24 protein-coding genes are annotated in these 21,364 nt (G+C 70.1%); 2 read left to right on the forward strand and 22 right to left on the reverse strand.

Going from position 1 to position 21,364, the window contains the following annotated elements; translation table 11 throughout:
- Positions 1 to 50: 50 nt before the first annotated feature.
- Positions 51 to 1,211: an acyltransferase family protein gene (locus BLS95_RS16265; protein ID WP_245765077.1), complete on the forward strand. Its 1,161-nt coding sequence runs from the start codon at positions 51 to 53 to the stop codon at positions 1,209 to 1,211.
- A gap of 42 nt (positions 1,212 to 1,253) precedes the next feature.
- On the opposite strand, the gene BLS95_RS16270 is transcribed toward BLS95_RS16265, so the two are convergent.
- From BLS95_RS16270 to BLS95_RS16310, 9 genes are read right to left on the reverse strand one after another with little or no spacing between them, the layout of a single operon-like run.
- On the reverse strand, positions 1,254 to 2,144 hold the full coding sequence (locus BLS95_RS16270; protein WP_090931911.1) for a glycosyltransferase family 2 protein: 891 nt from the start codon (positions 2,142 to 2,144) through the stop codon (positions 1,254 to 1,256).
- A complete protein-coding gene (locus BLS95_RS16275) occupies positions 2,141 to 3,595 on the reverse strand; it encodes a lipopolysaccharide biosynthesis protein (RefSeq protein ID WP_090931913.1) in 1,455 nt (484 codons plus the stop codon). Before BLS95_RS16275 ends, BLS95_RS16270 begins: the two co-directional genes overlap by 4 nt.
- Positions 3,596 to 3,605: 10 nt before the next feature.
- The gene (locus BLS95_RS16280; RefSeq protein WP_090931915.1) at positions 3,606 to 4,571 is read right to left on the reverse strand and encodes a hypothetical protein; all 966 of its coding nucleotides are present in this window, start codon (positions 4,569 to 4,571) and stop codon (positions 3,606 to 3,608) included.
- Complete coding sequence (locus BLS95_RS16285; protein ID WP_245765078.1) at positions 4,571 to 5,857, reverse strand: DUF4910 domain-containing protein; 1,287 nt, start codon at positions 5,855 to 5,857, stop codon at positions 4,571 to 4,573. Before BLS95_RS16285 ends, BLS95_RS16280 begins: the two co-directional genes overlap by 1 nt.
- Positions 5,854 to 6,873, reverse strand: coding sequence for an NAD-dependent epimerase/dehydratase family protein (locus tag BLS95_RS16290; protein WP_090931920.1), 1,020 nt, complete (start codon positions 6,871 to 6,873; stop codon positions 5,854 to 5,856). Before BLS95_RS16290 ends, BLS95_RS16285 begins: the two co-directional genes overlap by 4 nt.
- Before the next feature lies 1 nt (position 6,874).
- On the reverse strand, positions 6,875 to 7,525 hold the full coding sequence (locus BLS95_RS16295; protein ID WP_090931922.1) for a PIG-L deacetylase family protein: 651 nt from the start codon (positions 7,523 to 7,525) through the stop codon (positions 6,875 to 6,877).
- Positions 7,522 to 8,298, reverse strand: a complete 777-nt coding sequence (locus BLS95_RS16300) for a glycosyltransferase family protein (protein WP_090931924.1) — start codon at positions 8,296 to 8,298, stop codon at positions 7,522 to 7,524. Before BLS95_RS16300 ends, BLS95_RS16295 begins: the two co-directional genes overlap by 4 nt.
- Positions 8,295 to 9,503: a class I SAM-dependent methyltransferase gene (locus BLS95_RS16305; protein ID WP_090931926.1), complete on the reverse strand. Its 1,209-nt coding sequence runs from the start codon at positions 9,501 to 9,503 to the stop codon at positions 8,295 to 8,297. Before BLS95_RS16305 ends, BLS95_RS16300 begins: the two co-directional genes overlap by 4 nt.
- Positions 9,504 to 10,403, reverse strand: coding sequence for a phytanoyl-CoA dioxygenase family protein (locus tag BLS95_RS16310; RefSeq protein ID WP_245765079.1), 900 nt, complete (start codon positions 10,401 to 10,403; stop codon positions 9,504 to 9,506).
- Positions 10,404 to 10,456: 53 nt separating this feature from the next.
- Between BLS95_RS16310 and BLS95_RS16315 the strand changes: the two genes are divergently transcribed.
- A complete protein-coding gene (locus BLS95_RS16315) occupies positions 10,457 to 11,035 on the forward strand; it encodes a dTDP-4-dehydrorhamnose 3,5-epimerase family protein (RefSeq protein WP_090931928.1) in 579 nt (192 codons plus the stop codon).
- On the opposite strand, the gene rfbD is transcribed toward BLS95_RS16315, so the two are convergent.
- The 13 genes from rfbD to BLS95_RS16380 form a co-directional block, all read right to left on the reverse strand.
- The gene (gene rfbD / locus BLS95_RS16320) at positions 11,017 to 11,922 is read right to left on the reverse strand and encodes a dTDP-4-dehydrorhamnose reductase (protein WP_090931930.1); all 906 of its coding nucleotides are present in this window, start codon (positions 11,920 to 11,922) and stop codon (positions 11,017 to 11,019) included. The genes BLS95_RS16315 and rfbD overlap by 19 nt on opposite strands.
- Positions 11,923 to 11,992: 70 nt before the next feature.
- Complete coding sequence (gene rfbB, locus BLS95_RS16325; protein ID WP_090931932.1) at positions 11,993 to 12,919, reverse strand: dTDP-glucose 4,6-dehydratase; 927 nt, start codon at positions 12,917 to 12,919, stop codon at positions 11,993 to 11,995.
- On the reverse strand, positions 12,916 to 13,983 hold the full coding sequence (locus tag BLS95_RS16330) for a glucose-1-phosphate thymidylyltransferase (protein ID WP_090931934.1): 1,068 nt from the start codon (positions 13,981 to 13,983) through the stop codon (positions 12,916 to 12,918). The genes rfbB and BLS95_RS16330 overlap by 4 nt, the downstream gene beginning before the upstream one ends.
- A 2-nt stretch (positions 13,984 to 13,985) precedes the next feature.
- The gene (locus BLS95_RS16335; RefSeq protein ID WP_090931935.1) at positions 13,986 to 15,440 is read right to left on the reverse strand and encodes a sugar transferase; all 1,455 of its coding nucleotides are present in this window, start codon (positions 15,438 to 15,440) and stop codon (positions 13,986 to 13,988) included.
- A 292-nt stretch (positions 15,441 to 15,732) separates the two neighbouring features.
- A complete protein-coding gene (locus BLS95_RS16340) occupies positions 15,733 to 16,083 on the reverse strand; it encodes a hypothetical protein (protein ID WP_090931937.1) in 351 nt (116 codons plus the stop codon).
- Between the two features lie 114 nt (positions 16,084 to 16,197).
- Positions 16,198 to 16,821 (reverse strand): GntR family transcriptional regulator, encoded by a 624-nt coding sequence (locus tag BLS95_RS16345; RefSeq protein WP_090931938.1) that lies wholly within the window; start codon positions 16,819 to 16,821, stop codon positions 16,198 to 16,200.
- A gap of 27 nt (positions 16,822 to 16,848) precedes the next feature.
- Entirely contained in the window at positions 16,849 to 17,232 is a 384-nt protein-coding gene (locus BLS95_RS16350) for a nuclear transport factor 2 family protein (protein ID WP_090932081.1), read from the reverse strand.
- 65 nt (positions 17,233 to 17,297) lie between these two features.
- Positions 17,298 to 18,152, reverse strand: coding sequence for a DMT family transporter (locus BLS95_RS16355; protein ID WP_090931940.1), 855 nt, complete (start codon positions 18,150 to 18,152; stop codon positions 17,298 to 17,300).
- 18 nt (positions 18,153 to 18,170) lie between these two features.
- The gene (locus BLS95_RS16360; RefSeq protein WP_090931942.1) at positions 18,171 to 18,551 is read right to left on the reverse strand and encodes a hypothetical protein; all 381 of its coding nucleotides are present in this window, start codon (positions 18,549 to 18,551) and stop codon (positions 18,171 to 18,173) included.
- Between the two features lie 36 nt (positions 18,552 to 18,587).
- Entirely contained in the window at positions 18,588 to 19,145 is a 558-nt protein-coding gene (locus BLS95_RS16365) for a GNAT family N-acetyltransferase (RefSeq protein WP_090931944.1), read from the reverse strand.
- A 35-nt stretch (positions 19,146 to 19,180) separates the two neighbouring features.
- Positions 19,181 to 19,555, reverse strand: a complete 375-nt coding sequence (locus tag BLS95_RS16370) for an MmcQ/YjbR family DNA-binding protein (RefSeq protein WP_090931946.1) — start codon at positions 19,553 to 19,555, stop codon at positions 19,181 to 19,183.
- A gap of 159 nt (positions 19,556 to 19,714) precedes the next feature.
- On the reverse strand, positions 19,715 to 20,134 hold the full coding sequence (locus BLS95_RS16375; RefSeq protein ID WP_090931948.1) for a VOC family protein: 420 nt from the start codon (positions 20,132 to 20,134) through the stop codon (positions 19,715 to 19,717).
- 284 nt (positions 20,135 to 20,418) lie between these two features.
- Positions 20,419 to 21,363 (reverse strand): discoidin domain-containing protein, encoded by a 945-nt coding sequence (locus BLS95_RS16380; protein ID WP_143043733.1) that lies wholly within the window; start codon positions 21,361 to 21,363, stop codon positions 20,419 to 20,421.
- Position 21,364: the final 1 nt, after the last annotated feature.

Raw genomic sequence — 21,364 nt, forward strand, 5'->3', positions numbered from 1 at the left:
ACACGGTGGCCGAAAACTGGCCTGTGCGGGGGTGGCGCGGGATGGGCTCGTTGACGGAAGACACCTCTGGCTCCGCGACCGGCGCGCGACCAGGTGGTGGCGGCGCGCGGCTGGGCGGGCTGGACGGGATCAGAGGGCTGGCGGCACTGTTCGTGGTCCTGCACCACTGCCGGTTGCTGGCCTTCTCCGGCTTCCCCGCCGACACCGGACCCTGGTGGGCGAGCTGGCTGCTCTACGGTCACTTCGCCGTAGTGATCTTCATCGCCCTCTCGGGCTTCTCCCTGGCGGTCTCCCCCGCCCGGGCCGGGTGGCGGCTCGACGGGCTGCGCAGGTTCGCCCGCCGCCGCGCCTGGCGCATCCTGCCGCCATACTGGGCGGCGCTGCTGTTCAGCCTCGTGGTCGCGTGGACGCTCGTGCCGCAGCCCGGTCAGCCGGTCCCCACCGGCAAGAGCGCGCTGATCTACGGGCTGCTGCTCCAGGACGTGTTCGGCTCGCCGAGCCCCAACGGCGCGCTCTGGTCGATCGCCATCGAGGCGCAGCTCTACTTCGTCTTCCCGCTCCTGCTGCTCGTCGTGCGGCGGCTGGGAATCGTGACCATGCTCGCGGCGGTCACCGCCGTCGTGGTGGCGGTCGGGCTGCTGGCTCCCGGTGTCCCGCTGGTCGCGACGCTGATGCGGCTGACCCCGCAGTTCGCCGTGCTGTTCGCGGTCGGCGTGGTCGCGGCCCGGGTGGTACGGGTCCCTTCGCGGTTTCCCCTGCACTGGGCGGCCCTGGTCGCCGTCGTCCCCGTGTTCGTACTGATCGCCGTGCGGGGCCCGGAATGGACGGTGGCGAACTTCTTCTGGGTGGACCTCGCCCTGGCGCCGGCGGCGGGGCTGCTGCTCGCGGCCGTGGCCCAGGGTCGGCCGAGGCCCCTGGTCAGCCTGCTGGACACCCGGCCGGTGCGCTCGCTCGGCTCCTTCTCCTACAGCCTCTACCTGGTGCACGCGCCCGTCGTGGTGACGATCAACCATTTCGTGGTGGCGCCCCACCTGGCTCCCGGCGTGCTCAGGTTCGTGGTGCTGACGGCGCTGGCCGTACCGGTGTCCGTGGTGTTCGCCAGGTGGTTCGCGGCGCTGTTCGAGCTGCCGTTCCAGCGGCACCGCAGCTGGCCCGCCCTACGTGCGGCGGCCGGGGCGCGCTGGGCGCGGCTGCGCCGGAAGCCCGCCTGAGGCGGGCTGTGCTCATCGGCCGCCCCTGAGGCGGCCTCGCGGTCACCGGCCGACCAGTGTGGCGGCCATGCTCATCAGCTTCCTGCCGCGCCGGGTGGCGGTCGTGCCGTGGCGGCGCAGGTACATCCGCGCCACCACGGCCCGCCCCCTCCGCCGCTGGGCGGGCGTGAGCGGCACCTCGCCGAGGGCCCGCAGCAGCTCCCTGCACTGCAGCGCCGTGGCGAAGCGCACGTGCCAGGACGGCGCCCCGATCTTGCGCGCGATGTCGGCCAGGTGCTGGACCTCCCAGGTACGGCCGGCGAGGATCTCCGGCACGTGTCCCCACGGCCCGGCCAGCGCCATCCTGGCGGCGAAGATCTCGTCCTCGCGCAGGAGGACCCGCCCGCGGTTGACGCCCAGCACCCCCTCCCGGCGCATCAGGCTGTAGAGCGGGTCCATGGCGAGCGGGTCCTCGTTGAGCATCCGCAGCGACTCACTGAACCGGTCCACCGGGTCGTCGGCGAGGTAGCCGCTGCCGGAGTAGGGGACCGTCCTGGAGGAGCCGTCGGGGCCCGTGTAGGCCTGCTGGGTGGTGACCAGGAGCAGCCGCTCGTCCTGCTCGAAGACGCGCAGGCACCGGGAGACGTAGTCGGGCGCGAGCCAGTTGTCGTCGCCCACCCAGCGGTAGAACGTGCCCCTGGCCCGGGCGATGGCGTCGCTGAAGTTCGGGATCTGGCCGATGTTGCTCGGCTGCCGGTGGTAGACGATCCGCGCGTCGGTGGCGGCCAGGTCGCGGCAGATCTCCTCCGTCCTGTCGGTGGAGGCGTTGTCGCAGATCACCAGCTCCAGGTTCGGATGGTCCTGGCCCAGTACGGAGTGGACCACCTTCTCGACGCGGTCGGCCCCGTTGTAGACCGGCAGGCCCATGGAGACCAGCGTGTCGCCGAGGTTCATACGGCGCTCCTTCTCTTGACGAGCTTCATCAGCACGGCGGTGGGCGCCACGATCAGCACGAAGACCAGCAGGCCCGCACCGCCCGCCACGATCAGGGTCACCAGGGCGGGACCGCCCTCGGTCAGCCACTCCAGCGACAGCATCACCGCCCCGGCGACCAGGCCGCCGATGGCGGGCCGTACGAGGGCGGGCAGGACCGGCCCGAGGCGTACGCCCACCCGGTGCAGGATGAACAGCGCCATCGGCAGCGTGACGAACACGGCGACGAGCGCGTGCGCGATGGCCGCGCCCCTGATGCCGCCCACGTTCGCGCCCACCACCAAGGACGGCAGCAGGGCCACGGCCCAGCCGAGGTTGAGCACGACGGTGGTCTTGGTGGCGCCCAGCCCGGTCAGGATGTCCACGGCCAGGAAGGAGATGAGCATCCTGACGATCATCAGGACCGCCAGCCAGCGCAGCACGCCCGCGGAGAAGTCCCAGCGCGCCCCGTACAGGAAGTCGATGAGGGGGTGCGCGAGCACGGCCATCACCAGGGCGGGCGGCAGGACGAAGGCCACCATGACCGGGACCGACCTGCGTACGCCCTCCGACAGCGCCGCGGGCTCCTCGGCCAGCCGCGAGAAGCTGGGCAGCGACACGTAGCGCAGGGCGGTGCCGATGATGCCCGGCACCCAGCTGGACACGTTGAAGGCCAGCAGGTAGTAACCCAGCGCCTCGGTGCCGAGCACGTCGCCGACGACGATGTAGCTGGAGTTCATCAGGACGGCTTCCAGGCCGAAGCCGACGGCCGACGGGATGCCGAAGCGCAGCAGCTTCGTCGCCACCTCGCGGTCGAACCCGATCTTGACCGGCACCCAGCCCCAGAAGAAGATCAGCACCCCGGTGATCACCGAGGCGCAGACCTGCCCCCAGGCGAAGCTGTAGGCGCCCGCGCCGTTGAGCGCGAGGGTGACGGCCACCGCGGCGTTGGCCACGAAGCCGATCATGATGGCCAGCGTCAGCTTGTCCTGGTCGAACCTGCGCAACAGGGCCGCACTGCGCACCGCGGTGAACGCCTCGATGAGGATGATCGAGGTGAGCAGCCTGACGACCGGCGCCGCGTCCTCGTTGCCGGCCATGCCGGCGAAGGTGGGGGCGAAGGCGTAGAAGACCGCGTACAGCCCCGTCGCGAAGAGGAAGCTGAGCACGGTCGCGGTGGGCGCCATGTCCTCCAGGCGGCCCCGCCACTGCACGGTGGCCGCCTGGATGCCGATGTCCTTGATGTGCATGACGATCTGCGTCGCCGCGAGCGCCACCGCGTACGTGCCGAAGTCATCAGGGGCGAGCACCCGGGCCAGCACCAGGCCCATGGCGAAGGAACCTGCCTTGGTGACGAGGTTGCCGAGCAGGCTCCAGCGTAAGCCTCGTCCTGCCTTCGCCCCGATCTCGTCGACACGCTCTGAGTTGTCCATCCGTGCCTTTCTAGGTGGAGACCCGTTCGAGCCAGATTTCCCGCCAGAAGGGCACGAACTCGCGCGGGCAGTTGAGGCTGTACACGCCCTGGCAGATCACGTTCTCCAGCGTGATGCAGGGTTGTTTCATGGTCAGCATCCGGCCGGTCCGCTCGTCGATGCAGCGCTCGACCCTGGACCGGACGCGGACGACCTTGCCGCAGTAACGGGCCATCTCCTCCTCGAAGCCGAGACCGCGGTTGAGCATGTGCTCGTTGAGCGTGCCGAGGATCTCCTGCTTCGACTTGACCCTGACCAGCTCGCCCGGCCGCAGGCCGAGCGAGCCCGTGGGCGTCCTGCCGCGCAGCCCCGGCTTGAGCAGGCCCCAGCGGCGCCCGCCCAGGAACCGCAGCCGCTTCGGCAGGAAGCGCTTGCTGGAGTCCTGCACCCGGTTGAACAGGCCGATGAACAGGCTCGTCAGCGTGCGGATCGGTCCGGCGTTCCCGGTGCGGACGTCGGTGACGTACTGGCCCAGGCTTCTGACCGGCAGGCAGACGGGGGCCGCCCGCAGCAGTTCGGTGGCCTGGCACACGAAGCGCTCCTCGCCCGCCTCCGGCGGCCTGCGGGTGCTGATCTGCAGCAGCGAACGCAGGGCGGCGTCGGGCGGGGCGGTCGTCGCGGGCGCGCTGCCCGGCTCGACCCGCCTGATCCAGGCTTCCTTCCAGTACATGGAGCAGGCCGTCTGGCAGCCGCCGTGGCCGGAGCCGTCGCAGCGGGCGCCGGTCAGGTGCACGGCACGTTCCATCTTCCTGAGCCCGGTGGCCGTCTGCGTGTCGCAGAGCTTGTGGGCCACCTTGTGCACGGTCAGCCGCCGGCCGCAGTACGCGGCCATCTCCGGCATGAAGGGCAGGCCGTCGAGCTCCCCCCGCTCATCGAGCGTGGCGAGGATCTCGGCTTCCGACCGCACTTCCACCAGATCTCCGACCTTGAAACGCATCACGCCTTCTCCTTCACCAGTCCGGCATCGAGCAGTGCCAGGGCCGCCCCTTTCACAGCGGCGAAGGGCAACTCGGATCGTCGGGCGATGTCGAGCAGGCTGTGCTCCCCGTCGGACAGGTTCAACACCCATAACATCGCCAGTTGCGCCTGTTTCGTGTCACTCCGTCCACCGAGAGATTCGTAGAGCCCGCGCCTGCCGAGTTGCGGCTCGCCGTACGGGCTGAGGTTGAGATAGGTACGGTTGCCCTCCAGTACCTCGACCACCTGGGTAAGGGCGTCGAGGGTGTCGGCCATGGCGGCCGGAGTGACGAACCCCGGGTTGTCCCCCGAGGTGTGATATTCCGGGTACTGGGCGTACGGCGTCCTCGTCAGGCTGCCGAACGGCAGGTCGAACCCGGGCGAGCAGAACTGGCGCTCGTCGTACCCGTACGGCGAGAAGTCCAGCACCTCGTGCGGCCGGTCACGCAGCACGTACGTGACCGCCCGGTCGATGACGGCGTCCCCGCGCCGGCTCCGCTTGTACGTCAGCGCCCCCGGATCCCCCGCGCACGCCAGCGTGAGCCCGCCCGCGACCAGGCGCACGCGTTCCCGGTTGAGCGCCAGCCAGGTGATCGCCCCGATGGTCCCCGGCATGAACAGGAACCGGTAGGTGTAGCGGGGCCGCCGCAACCCGCGCGCCAGCGCCACGGCCACCGCGACGCCCGCCAGGTTGTCGTTGGCCAGCGACGGATGGCACACGTGACACGACACGACGACCTCGTCGGCCAGCTCGCCGGGCACCACGTGCTCGGCGATGGTCAGCGAGCCGTCCGCCAGCGTGGAGTCGATCAGCACCTCGTAGGGCCCCTCGCCGAGCCCGTCGAGCACGCGCCGGCTGAGGCAGAACCCCCAGGTCTCGGCGTAGTAACTGGTCCGGTAGGGCACCAGGTCCGGCTGGTCGGGCAGCGTGTGCAGGTGCGGCCGCAGCTCCTCCAGCGTGTACGTCCCCGACACCGGCACGCTGTAGCCCACCACGTGCAGGTTCGACTCCCGGAAGTCGATCACCCGCCGCCCCGCGGCGTCCTTGACGTAGGCGTCGCGGATGTTCCACTCCTTCGGCACGTTCCAGTCCAGCACCTCCGTGCCCGTCGGCACCTCGGTGACCGTCAGCGGCAGATGCTCGCCGACGATCTCCAGGGTCCGCCGCAGGCCGTCGCCGGTGATGCTGCGGCACAGCGGGTACAGCCGCTCGACCAGCGCGTGCATCTCCTCCCCGGACATTGAGGGAGGCGTCGGATCCGTCACGGGCGCAGCTCCGCGCCGATGGTGCCCGCCTCGCGGCGGTCGGCGAGCCGGGTCAGCCGGGTGAAGCGCCGGTCGAAGTCGTACTGGGTCAGCCCGTAGGCGCGGTAGGCCGCCGTCAGCTCCTCGGCGCCCGCCCTGACCGTCCAGCGGGTGTCGAAGCCGGGCAGCGCGGCGCGTATCCGGGAGAAGTCCACCCGGTAGGAGCGCGGATCGCTGCCGGTCTCCCCGGTGATCACCAGCTCGGCCCCGGGCACGGCCGCGACGACCTCCTCGGCGATCTCGGCCACCGTCACGTTGTTGCGCTCGCTGCCCACGTTGAACGCCTGGGCGTGCACGGCGTCCCGTGGCGCCTCGATCGCCCGCAGGAACGCCTCGGCGATGTCCTCGGCGTGCACCAGGGGGCGCCACGGCGTGCCGTCGGACAGCACCCTTACCTGGCCGGTGAGCACGGCATGGCCCACCAGGTTGTTCAGCACGATGTCGGCCCGCAGCCGGGGCGAGAACCCGAACGCCGTGGCGTTGCGCATGAACACCGGCGAGAAGTCGTCGTCGGCCAGCTTCGCCAGGTCGTCCTCGACCCTGACCTTCGACTCCGCGTACGGCGTCACCGGCCGCAGCGGCGCGTCCTCGGTCACCAGCTCGTCGCCCCCGGAAGCGCCATAGACCGAGCAGGTGGAGGCGTAGACGAACCTGCGCACCCCGGCGTCCCTGGCCAGCCGGGCCAGCCGCACGGAGGCGTGGTGGTTGATGTCGTAGGTCAATTCGGGGGCCAGCGAGCCGAGGGGATCGTTCGACAGCGCTGCCAGATGCGCCACGGCGTCCACGCCGGCCAGCAGCTCGGCGGGCACGTCGCGCAGGTCGACGGCGTGCCCCGGCGGGTCGTCCGGCACGGGGCCGAGCACGCAGTCGGCGAACAGTCCCGAGTCGAGTCCGATCACCTCGTGCCCCGCCTCCAGGAGCACGGGGACCATCACGCTGCCCAGGTAGCCCTGGTGTCCGGTCAACAGGATCCGCAAGTCAGCCTCCAGCCAGATCAATGGTCAGTTTGTTCACGTGGAACGCCTCGGCGTAGCGGGCGTTGCACTCGATGCCCCGGATGCGGGCGAGCCCCAGGAAGGTCTCGCGGTCGTACCAGGGGCGGTGTCGTTGTGAGGGGTAGTGCTCCTGCAGCAGGCCTACCTTGGTCTCGGCCACGCCGTCGGCGAGCGGCTGGTAGACCGTGGGCCGGCCGAGGTCGCCGTCCCACTTGACGATCTCGTAGCCCAGCGTCAGGTGGTCGCGCCAGACCGTCGGCACCAGCTCGGCCAGGCCGCGGTGGTCCTGGTGGGCGTCGCCCCTCCAGGGGGCGAAGATCAGGTCGGGCCGCGTCCTGGCGCGCAGGTCCTCCAGGGCGTTCTTGGCCTCGTCCCAGTGCGCCGGCAGCCGCCCGTCGGGCAGCTTGAGCACGGTGAGCCGCAGGTCGGCGCCGGGACAGAAGGCCGTGAGCGCCGCCAGCTCCTCGTCCTCGCGCTCGGTCCCCCCGCCGGACAGGACCAGCGCGTCCACCCGCAGCCCCGGGCGGGCGGCGCAGAGGGTGTGAAGGCTCGCGCCCGCCCCGATCGCGATGTCGTCGCAGTGGGCGCCGAGCGCGACGATCCCGTCCCGCGCCGCGGGCCGCAGTCCGATCATGCTTCCCACAGCGCCCAGGGCCGCTCGCCTCTCGCCCAGGAACGATCCAGCTCCAGCCGCTGGTTGACGGTGTCGCTCGGCCGCCAGTAGCCGCGGTGCGGGTAGGCCAGCAGCCGCCCCCGCTTGGCCAGCTCGGCGCAGCCGTCCGCGACCAGGTCGCCGTTCTCCGGGATGTGGTCGAAGACGTCCTGGCGGAGCACGAAGAAGCCGCCGTTCACCCAGAGCGGCATCTGGCTGACCGGGGTGATGCCGCCGACCAGCCCGCCCTCGCTGACGTCGATCACGTGGAAGGTGTTCGTCGGCGGGACCACCATCATCGAGGCCCCGGCCTCGGAGGCGGCGAAGCGCTCGATGATGTCCGGCAGCGGCGCGTCGGTGAGCACGTCGGCGTAGTTGGCCAGGAACATCTCGTCCCCGCCCAGGTAGGGGCGGGCCCTGCGTAAGCGCTCGCCGATCGGGGAGTCGAGCCCGGTGTCGATCAACGACACCTGCCAGTCGGAGATGTCGGTGGACAGCAGCTCGATCTTCCCGTCACGCAGGACGAAGTCGTTCGACCCCGTCTCCTGGTAGGTGAGGAAGAAGTCCTTGATGTGCTGGGCGCCGTAGCCCAGGCACAGGATGAACTCCTTGTGCCCGAAGTGCGCGTAGTAGCGCATGACATGCCAGACCAGCGGGCGCGGGCCCACCAGCTGCATCGGCTTGGGCATGTCGCCACCCGGCAGGTCGCTGCGCATGCGGCTGCCGCGCCCGCCGCAGAAGAGGACGACTTTCATGCGACGACCTCCAGACTCGGTATGGGGAAGACCAGCGCACCGCCCCACTCGCGGACGTAGGCGAGCTGCTCGACCAGCTCGTCCCGCAGGTTCCAGGGCAGGACGAGCACGTAGTCGGGCCGGTCGGCGGCGATGCGCTCCGGCGCGTGGATCGGGATGCGCGACCCGGGAGTGAACTTGCCGTGCTTGTACGGATTGCGATCAACCGTGTACGCCAGCAGGTCCGGCCGGATCCCGCAGTGGTTGAGCAACGTGTTGCCCTTGCCCGGGGCCCCGTACCCGGCCACGGTCTTCCCGGCGTCGGCGGCGTCGATGAGGAACCTGAGCAGGTCCCGCCGCACCTTGGCCACCCGGGCCGCGAAGTCCTCATACCCCGACAGCTCGTGCAGCCCGGCGGCCTTCTCCCTGGCCAGCACCTCGACCACGCGCGGGGAGACCGGGGCCTCCTCCGGCCGGGCCCACAGCCGGATCGACCCGCCGTGCGTGGGCAGCAGCTCCACGTCCACCAGGTGCAGCCCGCCGGCGGCCAGCGCCTGCTGCGCCGAGGCGACCGTGTAGTACTGGAAGTGCTCGTGGTAGATCGTGTCGTACTGGTTCAGCTCCATCAGCGTCAGCAGGTGCTGCACCTCGATGGAGACCCGCCCGTCGTCGGCCACCAGCGCGCGCAGGCCCCGGGTGAAGCCGACGATGTCCGGGATGTGGGCGTAGACGTTGTTCGCCACCACCAGGTCGGCGGGCCCGTGCTCGGCCCGCACCCGCTGGCCGACCTCCGGCGAGAGGAAGTCCGTGAGCGTCGGCACGCCCTTGTCGATGGCGGCCCTGCCGACGTTGGCGGACGGCTCGATGCCCAGGCAGCGCACGCCCCGGGCGACCACGTGCTGCAGCAGGTAGCCGTCGTTGCTGGCCACCTCCACCACGAACGAGTCCGGCCGCAGCCCCGCCCCGTCCACGAACCGGCGGGCGTGCTCGACCCAGGAGGTCGAGTAGGAGGAGAAGTAGGCGTACTCGGTGAACGTCTCCTCCGGCGTGATCAGCGGCGGCAGCTGCGCCAGCCAGCACGTCGTACAGACCTTCAGGTGCAACGGGTACGTGGGCTCGGGCGCGTCGAGCGCCTCCGCGGTCAGGAACAGCTCGCACGGCGGGGTCGCCCCGAGGTCCACGACCCCGGCCAGCCCGCTCGCGCCGCACAGTCGGCAGGCGGTCATTCAGCTCACTCCAGCCAGGGCCCGGGCCTCGTAGTCCAGCGCGAGCTCTTCGGGCATCGCGGCCAGATCGTTACAGCGCACGAAGTCGCGCAGCGTGGTGCCGGTGCACTCGGCGTCCACGTTCGGCGCCCCGCGGTGGGCGCGCACGTCGGCGAGGTGCACGGTGCGGAAGTCGATGCTGAACCTGGTCCGGCCGGAGGTGTTCGGCACGGTCGAGTGGAGCTGGGCGCCGGAGAACATGAGTGTGCCGCCGGCCTCCGGCACCACCCGGACCTGCGGTTCCAGCTCGATCGGCTCCTCGGGCCTGGGCTGCACGCGGGTGTCGCTGCGGACGTGGCTGGCCGCGCTCACCCGGCTCGTACGGTTCCACTCGGCGTAGTCGTAGCCCGCGCTGCCGTTGCGCACCGGCTGGTCGAAGTAGCGCGGGTGGAAGGCCATGACGTTCTCCGGCACCACGTCGTAGACCGGGATCCACCAGTTGACCTGGCTGAACGGCGCCGAGTACCAGCAGTCGCGATGCGGGTGGAAGGCGTAGGAGATGCCGGAGACGAGGTAGTCGTTGGAGGTGGACGTGCGCAGCCTGGGCACGTCGAAATAGGTCTGGCCGAGGTCGCAGCCGCGCTCCTCGATGACCGCGGGCAGCAGCTCCTTGCACCGTGGATGGTGGATGAAGCGGGGCTTGAGGTCGGCGAGTAATTTCGCGAAGTCCTCGACCGGCATCTCGTGCTGGGCGGTCTCGGGGTCCAGGTCGCCGAACGCCTCGGAGATCAGCTCCCGGGTGAACTTGATCAGCTCGGTCGTGGCGGGTGAGGCCGCGTACACGAACACCTCGCCCTGGAAGAGCAGGGTGCGCCGGGTCTCGTCGGTCACGGCGCTGTCAGAGAAGACCGCGGTCATCATGAAATATCCCTCTCTCTATCTGTTTTGCGGAGAAAATCTGGCATGCTGCGATCATGGATCGCCTCTCCATCGAGGGCGCGTGGCATCACCGGCCCACCGTCCACACCGACTCCCGGGGCAGCCTCGCCGAGACCTTCAGAGCCGCCGGGCTGCCGCAGCGGCTGGACGTGGCCCAGGTCAACTGCAGCGTCTCCAACGCGGGAGTGCTGCGCGGCGTCCACTTCGCCGCGGTCCCACCCGGCCAGGCGAAATACCTGATGTGCGTGTCCGGCCGGATCCTGGACGTGGTCGTGGACGTGCGGGTGGGGTCGCCCACCTACGGCCGCTGGGAGGCGGTGACGCTGGAGGAGGGGACCCGGGGCGCCCTGCTGATCGCCGAGGGGCTCGGCCACGCGTTCATGGCGCTGAGCGAGCAGGCCACGGTCATCTATCTGTGCTCGCAGCCGTACGCGCCGGGCCGGGAGCACGGGGTCCACCCGCTGGACCCGGCGATCGGCATCGACTGGCCGGCCGGTCTGGAGCCGGTGCTGTCGGACAAGGACGCCAAGGCCCCCACGCTGGAGGAGGCCCGGGTGGCCGGACTGCTGCCGGACTACGAGACGTGCAAGGAGTTCTACGCCACGTTGCATTGAGGACCCGCCTTCGCGTCCTGCCGGGTCGCGCTCGTGCCGTTCGGATCCTGCCTCGTGGTCCCCGTCAGCACCGGCCAGGCGGCGTGCAGCGCCTCCCGCCAGTGCCGGATCGGCGCCCACCTGGTGTGCGCCAGTACGCAGTTGACCGGTCGCCGAGCGGGCCGCGGGAAGGCGGCGAGGGACACCGGCCGCACGCGCCCGGCGTCCGTGCCGAGCAGCGTGAAGATCTCCTTGGCGAGCCCGCACCAGGTGGTCTCCCCGGCGCTGGTGCCGTGGTAGACGCCGGGCGGCAGGTCAGACTGCGCCAGCCGGACCAGGAAGTCGGCCACGTCGGCCGTCCAGGTGGGCTGCCCGCGCTGGTCGTCGACCACGTCGACGGTGGGCCGCTCCCCCTCCAGCCTGATCATCGTGCGCACGAAGTTCGTCCCGTGCGCGCCGTAGAGCCAGGCGGTGCGCACCACGTAGTGTCCATGCTCCAGCGCCGCGCGCTCCCCGGCGAGCTTGGTCCGCCCGTAGGCGTTGACCGGCCCGGTGGGTGAGTCCTCCCGGTACGGCTGGGGGTCGTCCCCGCCGAAGACGTAGTCGGTGGACACGTGCACCAGCCGCGCCCCCACCCGGCCGCACGCCTCGGCCAGCCAGTGCACGGCGTGCCCGTTGATCGCCAGCGCCTCCGGCTCGCGCGTCTCCGCGTCGTCCACCGCCGTCCAGGCGGCGCAGTTGATCACGACTCGCGGGCGGTAGGCCGACACGAAGTCGCGTACCGCGCGTTTGTCGCACAGGTCCAGCTCGCGGTGGCCGAGCGCGAGCACCGGCTCGCCCGTCACCGCGGTCCTGTCGAGGGTGTCGGCGGCCAGCATCCCGCCGCCCCCCGTGATGAGCCACCTCATGATCGTCCTTGTCTCCGGGTGCCGGATGGGGGCCCGGTGGTGGTCGCCGAGAATCCGAGAACCGACCCGATCAACCGAGCCACCACTCCCGGTGATCGGCGTACCAGCGGACGGTTTCCTTCAGCCCCTGCTCGAACGGGATCTCCGCCCGGTAGCCCAGCGCCCGCAGCTTGGTGTCGTCCAGCGAGTACCTGCGGTCATGACCCTTGCGGTCCATGACCTGCTCCACCAGGTCCCATCCCCGGCCACAGGCCTCCAGCAGCAGCCCGGTCAGCTCCCGGTTGGACAGTTCGGCGGTGCCCGCGATGTGGTAGACCTCGCCCGGTTCGCCCCGCTCGGCGACCAGCCGGATGCCCGCGCAGTGGTCCCGTACGTGGATCCAGTCCCGCACGTTGCCGCCGTCCCCGTACAAGGGGACCTTCAGCCCGCACAGCAGGCGCGTCACGAACAACGGGATGATCTTCTCGGGATACTGCCGCGGCCCGTAGTTGTTGCCGCACCGGGTGATCGACACGTCCAGCCCGTGCGTGATCGCGTACGCCTGGGCGATCAGGTCACCGCCGGCCTTCGAGGCCGCGTACGGCGACCGAGGCCGCAGCGGAGCCCTCTCGTCCCAGGAGCCGATGTCGATCGACCCGTACACCTCGTCGGTGGACACCTGCACCACCTTGGCCACCCCCGCCTCCAGGCATGCCTGCAGCAGCGTCTGGGTGCCCAGCACGTTGGTCCGCACGAACTCGCCCGCGCCCTCGATCGACCGGTCCACGTGCGACTCGGCCGCGAAGTTCACCACCAGGTCGTGACCCGGCACGACCTGCCTGAGCAACTCGGCGTCGCAGATGTCGCCGTGCACGAACTCGTGCGGCACGCCGTCGAGATTGGCCCGGTTGCCGGCATAGGTGAGCTTGTCGAGGACGGTCACGGACACGTCATGCAAACTGCGGGCGAAGTGCGAGCCGATGAACCCCGCACCACCCGTCACCAGGACTCTTGTCATGAACTGATCTGCACCTTGCTGTGATCGCCCAGTACGAGACGATGGGCTCTGGGCGTGTTCGGCGCCGGGGTGACCTCGACGTCATGGCCGATCAACGACGACTCGATCCGGCCCACCCCGGCGATCGAGGCCCTCGGCAGCACGATCGAATACTCGATCTCGCTGTCCACCACCGCGCACCCGGCCCCGATCGAGGTGAACGGCCCGACATAGCTGTCACGGATCCGCGCGCCCCGGCCGATGATCACCGGGCCGACGACCCGGGACCGCTCGACCACCGCGTCCGGCTCCACCACCACCCGGCCCACCAGCTCGCTGGCCGCGTCGACCCGCCCGGCCACGCCGGGCTCGACCGACTCCAGCAGCAGCCGGTTGACCTCCAGCATGTCGGTGACGTTGCCGGTGTCCTTCCAGTATCCGCGGATAACCGAGGAGTCCACCCGCAACCCCGCCTCGATCAGGCCGGCGATCGCGTCGGTGATCTCCAGCTCGCCCCGCCGCGACGGCTTCAGCTCCGCCACCGCCGCATGAATGGCCGGCCCGAACAGGTAGACCCCGACCAGCGCCAGATCGCTCTTGGGCCGCTCCGGCTTCTCCTCCAGACCGATCACCCGGCCCTCGGCGTCCAGCTCGGCCACCCCGAACTGGGTCGGGTCGGCCACCCGGGTGAGCATGATCTGGGCCGCCGGCCGCTCCCTGGCGAACCGCTCCACCAGGTCGGTGATGCCGCCCACGATGAAGTTGTCGCCCAGGTACATCACGAAGTCCTCCTCGCCCAGGAACTCCCGGGCGATCAGCACCGCGTGCGCCAGCCCCAGCGGAGCCTCCTGCCGCAGGTAGGTGACCTGCAGCCCGAACTCCGAGCCGTCGCCCACGGCCGCCTCGATCTCCGCCTGGGTGTCCCCGACCACCAGGCCGAGCTCGGTGATCCCGGCCGCCGCGATCGCCTCCAGGCCGTAGAACAGCACCGGTTTGTTGGCGACCGGCACCAGTTGTTTGGCCGAGGTGTGCGTGATGGGTCGAAGCCGGGTGCCCGACCCCCCGGCGAGCACGAGTGCCTTCACAGCTAGTAAGCCCCTTCTCCACGGGTGACGACGGACCAGGTCTTCCAGAGGATCTGCAGGTCGAGGATGAGCGACCAGTTCTCGACGTACCTCAGGTCGAGGCGTACGGACTCCTCCCACGTCAGGTCCGAGCGGCCGCTGACCTGCCAGAGGCCGGTCATGCCCGGCTTGACCACGAGGCGGCGGCGGACGTCGGCGCCGTACTGGTCCACCTCGTCGGGCAGCGGCGGGCGCGGGCCGACGAGGGACATCTCGCCGCGGATGACGTTGAGGAGCTGGGGCAGCTCGTCCAGCGAGTATCGGCGCAGGTGGGCGCCTACGCGGGTGATCCTTGGATCGTTCCTAATCTTGAAGAGCACCCCGTCGAACTCGTTCGACTCGACCAGCGCGCCTTTGAGCTGCTCCGCATCAGCCACCATCGTGCGAAATTTAACCAAGCGGAAGGTTTTGCCGCCTTTGCCAACCCTGGTCTGGTGGAAGAACGCCGGGCCCGAGCTGGTGAGGCGGATCATCAGCGCGATGCCCAGCAGCGGCAGCGCGAGCAGCACGAGGGCCATCGCCGCCCCCAGCCGGTCGAAGGCGGACTTCACGACCTGCCTGGCGCCGTCGAACTCGGGATGCTCCACGTGCAGCAGCGGCATCCCGGCGACCGGCCTGATGCTGATGCGCGGTCCCGCCACGTCGAGCAGGGCAGGGGCCACGAAGAGATCGGTACGCGCGCTCTCCAGGCTCCACGCCAGCCGGCGCAGCGCGGCCCCGTCGAGCTCCGGGCAGGCCAGGACTGCCACGGCGTCGGCCCGCTCGCGCTCCACCACCCTCGCCACGTCGCCGAAGGAGCCCAGCACCGGTATCCCGTCCAGGTCGACGTCCACCGTGTCGTCGGGAAGGCAGGCTCCCACCACCCGCATTCCGTGATAGGGCTGCCGCCTGAACTGCATCACCAGGTCGAGGATCGACTCCCGGTGCCCGACCGCGATCACCTCGCGCATGTAGTCCCCAGCCGCTCTCCTTCGGTGGAGACGTTTGCGCATCCGGTAGCGGTAATAGAGCGTGATCAGCAGCGCCAGCGGCAGCATGGCCATCACGAAGCTGCGCGCGATGGCGGTCTGCGTGGCGTAGGCCAGGATGGCGACGGCCGCCATCAGGCCGATGCCGCCGTTGAAGACGGCCTTGAACTCCTCCGTTCCCTCCCCGTTCGCGCGCTGGCGGTAGGCGCCGCCCATCAGGAGCGCGACGGGCCAGGCGATGACCAGCGCGAATCCCAGGACGAACTCGACCAGCGGGATGAACGCCCCGGCGCCCAGTCGCACGCCCAGCACGCACAGGCACGCGAGCAGCGCGCACACCGTGTCGCCGCATAACAGGAGCCGTAGGTACGCCCGCGTCCAGATGCTCGACGCACGGCGTGGCACGGCCTTGAGGAGAACGGCAACGGACTCCCCAGTCCCCACCCTCATAGCACCACCCTGTGACAACTCTGTGCACCGCGATAACTTGACGTTCCTTGAACCACATGGGTTGACAAGTCCCACGCACAATCAAGGGCGGCGGCCCCCACTAAAGAGTAAAGATCAATTCCGCCATCGGGAATAACGTCAAATGTCCACAACCGGACGATAGTCGGGTGACTCTGGGGCTTGACGGAACGATCCAAAGGTGGCAGCGGCGGAGCCGAGACCGTGAAGTTTACGCTGGTATTTCGCCAGGTTACCGGCCGATGAAGCGGCCAGCCGGGGGCGGAATCGCGGGCTAGTCGTACTCCAGATCCGGCAATGCGGACGGCGGATCCGGGCTGCGCCAGACGACCACAACCCCGTCGTGCGCGGAATTGGCGGCTATTGTCAGTCGCTCAAGGTCGAAATCGGGCAGGTAGCGCAGCCGGGCGAGAAATGTGGCATCCGTGGCCGAACGCGGCACCACGCAGCCTTCCCCGTCGCGGTCGAGCAGGATGTAGAGGACATCTTCGGCGGCTTCGGCCGCGACACGGACCTCCACCACGTCCTCCCACGCGAGGGCCTCGACGCTACCGTCCGCGTAGTGACGGGTGACGCCCTCTTCCGTGACGTACACGTAGGAGTCCGGCATCGGGTTGCCGTGCATGGGCGCGATTCTTGCGAGTTCGGGGGCTGTCCCGCAAGGGTTCATCGTCAATGGTACGAATCGCCGTACAAGGGGCGGGGCCCGCCAGCAGCCAGGGCGCATTCCGGGGGTGGCTCAGTGCGCGCCCCAGGAGTGGCTGAGGTGGGCCGCCACCGCCGCCCGCGCGGCGTCCCGCGGACCGCCGGCGATCGCGTCGAGCAACTCGCGATGCTCGCGGACCAGGACCTCCCTGTCCGTGTACACGTCGCGCAACCGCACGAGCCCGAGCCTGGTCTCGGCGGCCAGCGCGCCGTAGAGGCGCTCCAGCCGGGGGCTCCCGACCGCCTCGATCAGCGCCTCGTGCAGGGCCATGTGCTCGGCCACGGCCTCGGACCAGGGCCCGTCGGCGGGCAAGGCGGCCATCCGGGTCAGCGCGGCCTCCGCCGTCGGCACCCGCCTCCCGGCCACGGCCTGGGCCATCAGGTCCTCCAGGGGCCGGCGCACGTACATGAGATCGTCGAGATCCGAGATCGTCACTTCGGGGACATAGGCGCTGCGGTTGCGCTCGCGCCTGAGCAGCCCCTCGTGCACCAGCATCGCCAGCGCCTCCCGCACGGTGGGCCTGGCGACCCCGTAGGTGGCGGCGATCTCCTGCTCGGGCAGGGAGGTGCCGGGCTCGATCTCGCCGGAGAGCACCCTGCCGCGCAGGGCGTCGGCGAGGGCCCCGACGGTGGAGACGGGTCTGAGCGGCAACGTCACGGCTGCGACTCTAGTGCGGATGAGGCACTACCAGCGCTCCACGAGGTGCTCGCGACCGGACGGCGGTTCGTACGGCTCCGGCCAGTAGTCGGTGACCCGGCTGATCAACCCCTGCTCGGAGACCTCGAACCACACGCATGCGTCCTGGTGCTCGGCGCCGACCCGCGCGTCGAGCAAGGCCGCCGCCTGGCGGCCGTCGGCGACGACACGCCGAACCTCAAGGTGCCAGTCGCCGGGATATTCGCTGTTGAACTGGAGGAAGGCCGCTTTCCCGCGGATCCGTTCGCGGGTCTGCGGCATCTCGTAGATCACGTCCTCGGCGAGCAGTTCACTGAGGGCCGCCCAATCACGCCGCTCAGTGCTGTCGACATAGGCGTCCACGGCATGACGGGTCCTGGATGTCTCGTCCATGCGTCGGACCTTACAGCCGATCACCGACACCCGGCCGGGCCGCCTGCCCACGCCGAACCCCATGGTCACCGCACCGCCTCCCTTTCCGGTACGGCCACCGCCACGAGGCCGAGTGCCAGCAGGACGAGCCCCGCGACCGAGACCGGGGCCAGCCGCTCGCCCAGCACCACCAGGCCGAGCAGCGCGGCGACCGCCGGTTCGGTCAGGGCCAGGGTGGCGGCCGTGGCCACGGGGGTGGTGCGCAGGCCCCGGCCGTACAGGAAGTAGGACAGGGCGGTGGTGCCGAGCCCGAGGTAGAGCACGGCGAGCAGCCCGCGCGGCGCCGCCAGCCACTCGAATCCGCCGAGCACCAGGACGGGCACCATGATCGCGGCCGCCCCGCCGAACATCACTCCCATCACCGCCCCGGACTCGGCCCCCCGGTCGATCGCGGAGGCCGCCATGACGGCGTAGAACGCGTACAGCAGCCCGCCGAGCAGTGCGAGCAGCACTCCCGGCAGCACCTGCCCGCCCGCCTCGGCCCCGCCGCCCGCGATCAGCGCCGCGCACCCGCAGACGGCGGCCGTGGTGGCCAGGGTCCACCGCCCACTGGGCCGACGGCCGTGCAGCGCCCAGGAGAGCAGCCCCGTGAAGACGGGCCCGCTGCCGATGGCCACCACGGTGCCGATCGCGACCCCGGTGCGGCCCACGGCGGCGAAGAAGCACAACTGGTACGCCGCCACCGCGACAGCGCCCAGCAACAATCCCGGTGAGATCGCCCTGCGCAGGCCGGAGCCGGCGAAGAGGGCCAGCGCCGTGCCCCCGATGACGAGCCGGGCGGCGGCGAGCGCCACGGAGTCGGCGGAGACGAGCAAGCCGGCCGTACCGGCGGTTCCCCACAGCGCGGAGGCGGCAATGACGGCGAGAGGTCCGTTCTTCATCGGACCATTGTCTGACAATCAGACAATGCCGTCCAGTAGCCGGTCGATGATTCGCGCCGCCGGTGCCGCCACCTCCCCCGCGTAGTCGTCGAACACGGCCAGGCCGTCGTGGATGTTCGCCAGGTTCTTGCCCGGCAGTTGGAGCAGCGGCGGCTCGTCCTCGGTCGTGATCGCCCCTGTCACGTGGAAGGACTCGCCCGTGGCCGCGATGGAGACCTCGAAGCGCAACTCGCGCCCGTCGGGCAGCATGAACACGGTGCCGACGCGGACGCCGGCCGGCGGGAGGAAATAGGAGAAACGCTCGCTTCTTATGAAGGGGTGATGTAAGTCCGCGAGAATCTCCGACGCCCGGCTGAGGGCCGCCAGCAGCCCGGCCGCGGCCAGACTCTCGCTGTCCATCCGAAAAGGGTAGATCAGCGGACCGGGCACTGCCAGTCAGTCGGTGGCCAGCCGCACATGCCGCTCAACGTCATAAGGCGCACTCCCACCACCGCCCCGGCCCCGCTCGATGCCCATCGCGTGAAATCCGGGCTTGCCCCGCTCGACGCCCATCGCCTGGAACCCGGCTTTGCCTCGCTCGATGCCCATCGCCTGGAAGCCGGCCTTGACCGCGACCCTGCACGAAGCCGGGTTGTTCATCCGATGTCGGAGCTCCAGCCGGCGGAGCCCGCGCTCGCCGAACGCCCACCGGGCCATCGCCCCGGTGGCCGCCGCCGCGATCCCCCGCCCCCTGGCCGCCGGCACCACCCAGTAGGACACGCAGCCGCTGCCGCCGTGCCCATCGATCCCCAGCACCGCGACGTTGCCCACCACCCGCCCGCCGACCGTCACGGCGAACGCGTGCCCCGCCCCCTGCCAGGAGGCGATCCAGCCGTGGGCGTCCTGCAACGTGAGGACGGGAAAGGGCGCCTGCCGCCGCAGATCGGGCACCTGGAAAGCACTGAGCACCACAGGCGCGTCACCCGCACGCCACTCCCGCAACCTGACGTCCACCTTTCACCAAGCACCCCCGAAACCCCCACAATTCCCTACAGAACGCCACCCTCCCGGGGCGCGATCTGATGCGCCGCCTCGAAGTCCGCCACCATCCCCTTGGGCGCCGTCAGACACCATGCCTCGGCCATCAACTCGAACAGCTCATCTGAGTCGATCCTGTCCAGATGCACCACCACCCATCCGAACCGCCCGGCCGTGAACTGCACCTCGAACACGTCGGGCCGCTCGGCCACCAGCGCGATCTGCTCCTCGATCGTTGCCTTGAGCCCGACGGTCTCGGTCGCCTCCCACAGGTAGGCGAACCCCTTGCCGTGCACCTTGAGCCCGATCCACTCGCCTCCATGGCTCATCCGGACGTCAGGCAACCGGTCCAGCAGGTCGAGAAACTCATCAACGCTCACACCCATGCCGCCTGTGTACCAGACCCGCCCGACACTTCGGCCAGGAACGGACGGCTCCCGCACTCCTCACGGGCGGCCGGATCGGCCAGAGCCGATCCGCGCCACCGGCCTCACCCGTAATAGCGCAAAGGGGCTCCACCCATAATGGCGAAACCCGTCCGCGTCTCACTCGTAGTAGCGGACTTCGAGCACATTGCCATCCGGGTCGGGAAAATAAATCGTCTCGGGTGCGATGCCCCGGGCGCCGAAGGAGTTGGTGCCCGTCCCGGTGATCTCCACGCCGCTCTCCTTCAGCCGAATCTGGAGCGCGTCGAAATCCTCCTTGCTTACGGCCAGGCAGAAATGATTGATCGGATGCCCGGCGGTGCCGTTCACCCCGGTGCCCTCGTCCACCCCCCTCGAAGCGTCGTAGGACATCAGGTCGAGGATGGTCTCGGGCGAGATCCGCACACTCGGGAAAGCCGCCTTTCCATCCTTGAACTCCTCGGCTCGTACCCCGGGCAGACCGATCACCTGCTCGTAGAATTGCAGTGAGCCGAGCTGATCCGAGACCCAGCAGACGAGATGATCAAGGCGCACGTCCATGAAATACCTCCGCTCCCGTCCAATATCTGTCGCCCGAATCCCGCTGTCCATGGTTCAGGCGCCCGGACGTGATAACCGCGTTATCCAAATCATGGAAGGGCCGGATGACAGCCACGTAAACATTCCTTGTCGTCCTCTGACGAAAAGCGCGACGACCCCGACCGCGAGCACCGCCGCGGAGCCAGGAGTCCGCCTCGCCCTGGAGGCCGGATCCCGGCCCGCCGAGGGACGGCCACGCAGGTGACCGTCCCTGGTTTCCAGGCCGGGGCGTTCCCGAGCCGACGTCAGGAAGCGAAGGCCTCCAGCTCGACGATCCGCGAATAGTCGTTGGCGCCGTTACCTGCCAGCAACAGCACGCGCAGGTCGGTCGTGCGCACCGGCTCGAACGTCGTGTCGACGACTCCCTGGGTGTTGCCGCGTACCGACGCGACGGTCTTCCACTGGCCGTCGCTGAACGTCTGGACGTCCCAGTCCTTCAGCCCGTAGCGCGCGGCCGGGTACTTCGTGCTGTTCAGCGTGTGCAGGGTGACGCGCCCCACGGTCTGCGGGCCGTCCCACCGCAACTCGAACCAGTCCGGCCAGATCGTCGAGTTGCCGTCGTTCCAGCCGGTGGTGGTGCCCCAGTGCGCGCCGTCGGTGTCCCCGTCGACCGCACCGCAGACGGGGTAACCGGCATGGGTGCTGGAAGCGCTGATCTTGGAGGCCGACCGGGCGAGGTCGCCGTTCGGGTCGGGAGCCGTGGCGGTCACGTTGACCGACGCGTTCGCGGTGGACTTCCCGGCCGACACCTTGACCGAGTACGACCCCGGCTCGGTGCCCAGCGGCGCCGTCACCGGGATGGGGACCTGGGCGGTGTAGCCCGCGGGCAGGTACGTCGAGATCACGGTGCGCTGCAGCGCCAGGGGGCGGGCGGCCGACAACGTGGCGTCGGCGTAGACGGCCTGCGTGCCCGGGTTGGTCAGCCGTACGGTGATCGGGGCGCCGCCGCACTGGCCGGTGGCGATGTTCAGCCCGGCCGAGTCCGCGGCGACCGAGACCTGGATGCCGGGTGTCTGGGGCGGCTTCCCGTGCCCGGAGCCGCTCGCGTTCGCCGCCGCGTTCGCCGCTGTGTTCGCCGCCGCGTTCGCGGCCGTGGGCGTCACTGTGGGCGCCACCAGCAGGGCCACCGACGCCGCGGCCAGGACCGCCACGGAAGTGCGCGGCCGGCGCAGGAAAGTGAAGTGGGTCATG

The sequence above is a fragment of the Nonomuraea jiangxiensis genome (genome assembly GCF_900099965.1).
Lineage (GTDB): Bacteria > Actinomycetota > Actinomycetes > Streptosporangiales > Streptosporangiaceae > Nonomuraea > Nonomuraea jiangxiensis.

Excerpts from the sequence above, each read along its gene's own strand:
- BLS95_RS16370 (WP_090931946.1), bottom strand. The coding sequence starts at position 19,555 with ATGGGTGTGAGCGTTGATGAGTTTCTCGACCTGCTGGACCGGTTGCCT.
- BLS95_RS16350 (WP_090932081.1), bottom strand. The coding sequence starts at position 17,232 with ATGGACGAGACATCCAGGACCCGTCATGCCGTGGACGCCTATGTCGAC.
- BLS95_RS16335 (WP_090931935.1), bottom strand. The coding sequence starts at position 15,440 with ATGAGGGTGGGGACTGGGGAGTCCGTTGCCGTTCTCCTCAAGGCCGTG.
- BLS95_RS16315 (WP_090931928.1), top strand. The coding sequence starts at position 10,457 with ATGGATCGCCTCTCCATCGAGGGCGCGTGGCATCACCGGCCCACCGTC.
- BLS95_RS16375 (WP_090931948.1), bottom strand. The coding sequence starts at position 20,134 with ATGGACGTGCGCCTTGATCATCTCGTCTGCTGGGTCTCGGATCAGCTC.
- BLS95_RS16355 (WP_090931940.1), bottom strand. The coding sequence starts at position 18,152 with ATGAAGAACGGACCTCTCGCCGTCATTGCCGCCTCCGCGCTGTGGGGA.
- BLS95_RS16340 (WP_090931937.1), bottom strand. The coding sequence starts at position 16,083 with ATGCACGGCAACCCGATGCCGGACTCCTACGTGTACGTCACGGAAGAG.
- BLS95_RS16275 (WP_090931913.1), bottom strand. The coding sequence starts at position 3,595 with ATGGACAACTCAGAGCGTGTCGACGAGATCGGGGCGAAGGCAGGACGA.
- BLS95_RS16380 (WP_143043733.1), bottom strand. The coding sequence starts at position 21,363 with ATGACCCACTTCACTTTCCTGCGCCGGCCGCGCACTTCCGTGGCGGTC.
- BLS95_RS16305 (WP_090931926.1), bottom strand. The coding sequence starts at position 9,503 with ATGACCGCCTGCCGACTGTGCGGCGCGAGCGGGCTGGCCGGGGTCGTG.
- BLS95_RS16310 (WP_245765079.1), bottom strand. The coding sequence starts at position 10,403 with ATGATGACCGCGGTCTTCTCTGACAGCGCCGTGACCGACGAGACCCGG.
- rfbD (WP_090931930.1), bottom strand. The coding sequence starts at position 11,922 with ATGAGGTGGCTCATCACGGGGGGCGGCGGGATGCTGGCCGCCGACACC.
- rfbB (WP_090931932.1), bottom strand. The coding sequence starts at position 12,919 with ATGACAAGAGTCCTGGTGACGGGTGGTGCGGGGTTCATCGGCTCGCAC.
- BLS95_RS16295 (WP_090931922.1), bottom strand. The coding sequence starts at position 7,525 with ATGATCGGACTGCGGCCCGCGGCGCGGGACGGGATCGTCGCGCTCGGC.
- BLS95_RS16360 (WP_090931942.1), bottom strand. The coding sequence starts at position 18,551 with ATGGACAGCGAGAGTCTGGCCGCGGCCGGGCTGCTGGCGGCCCTCAGC.
- BLS95_RS16300 (WP_090931924.1), bottom strand. The coding sequence starts at position 8,298 with ATGAAAGTCGTCCTCTTCTGCGGCGGGCGCGGCAGCCGCATGCGCAGC.
- BLS95_RS16270 (WP_090931911.1), bottom strand. The coding sequence starts at position 2,144 with ATGAACCTCGGCGACACGCTGGTCTCCATGGGCCTGCCGGTCTACAAC.
- BLS95_RS16280 (WP_090931915.1), bottom strand. The coding sequence starts at position 4,571 with ATGCGTTTCAAGGTCGGAGATCTGGTGGAAGTGCGGTCGGAAGCCGAG.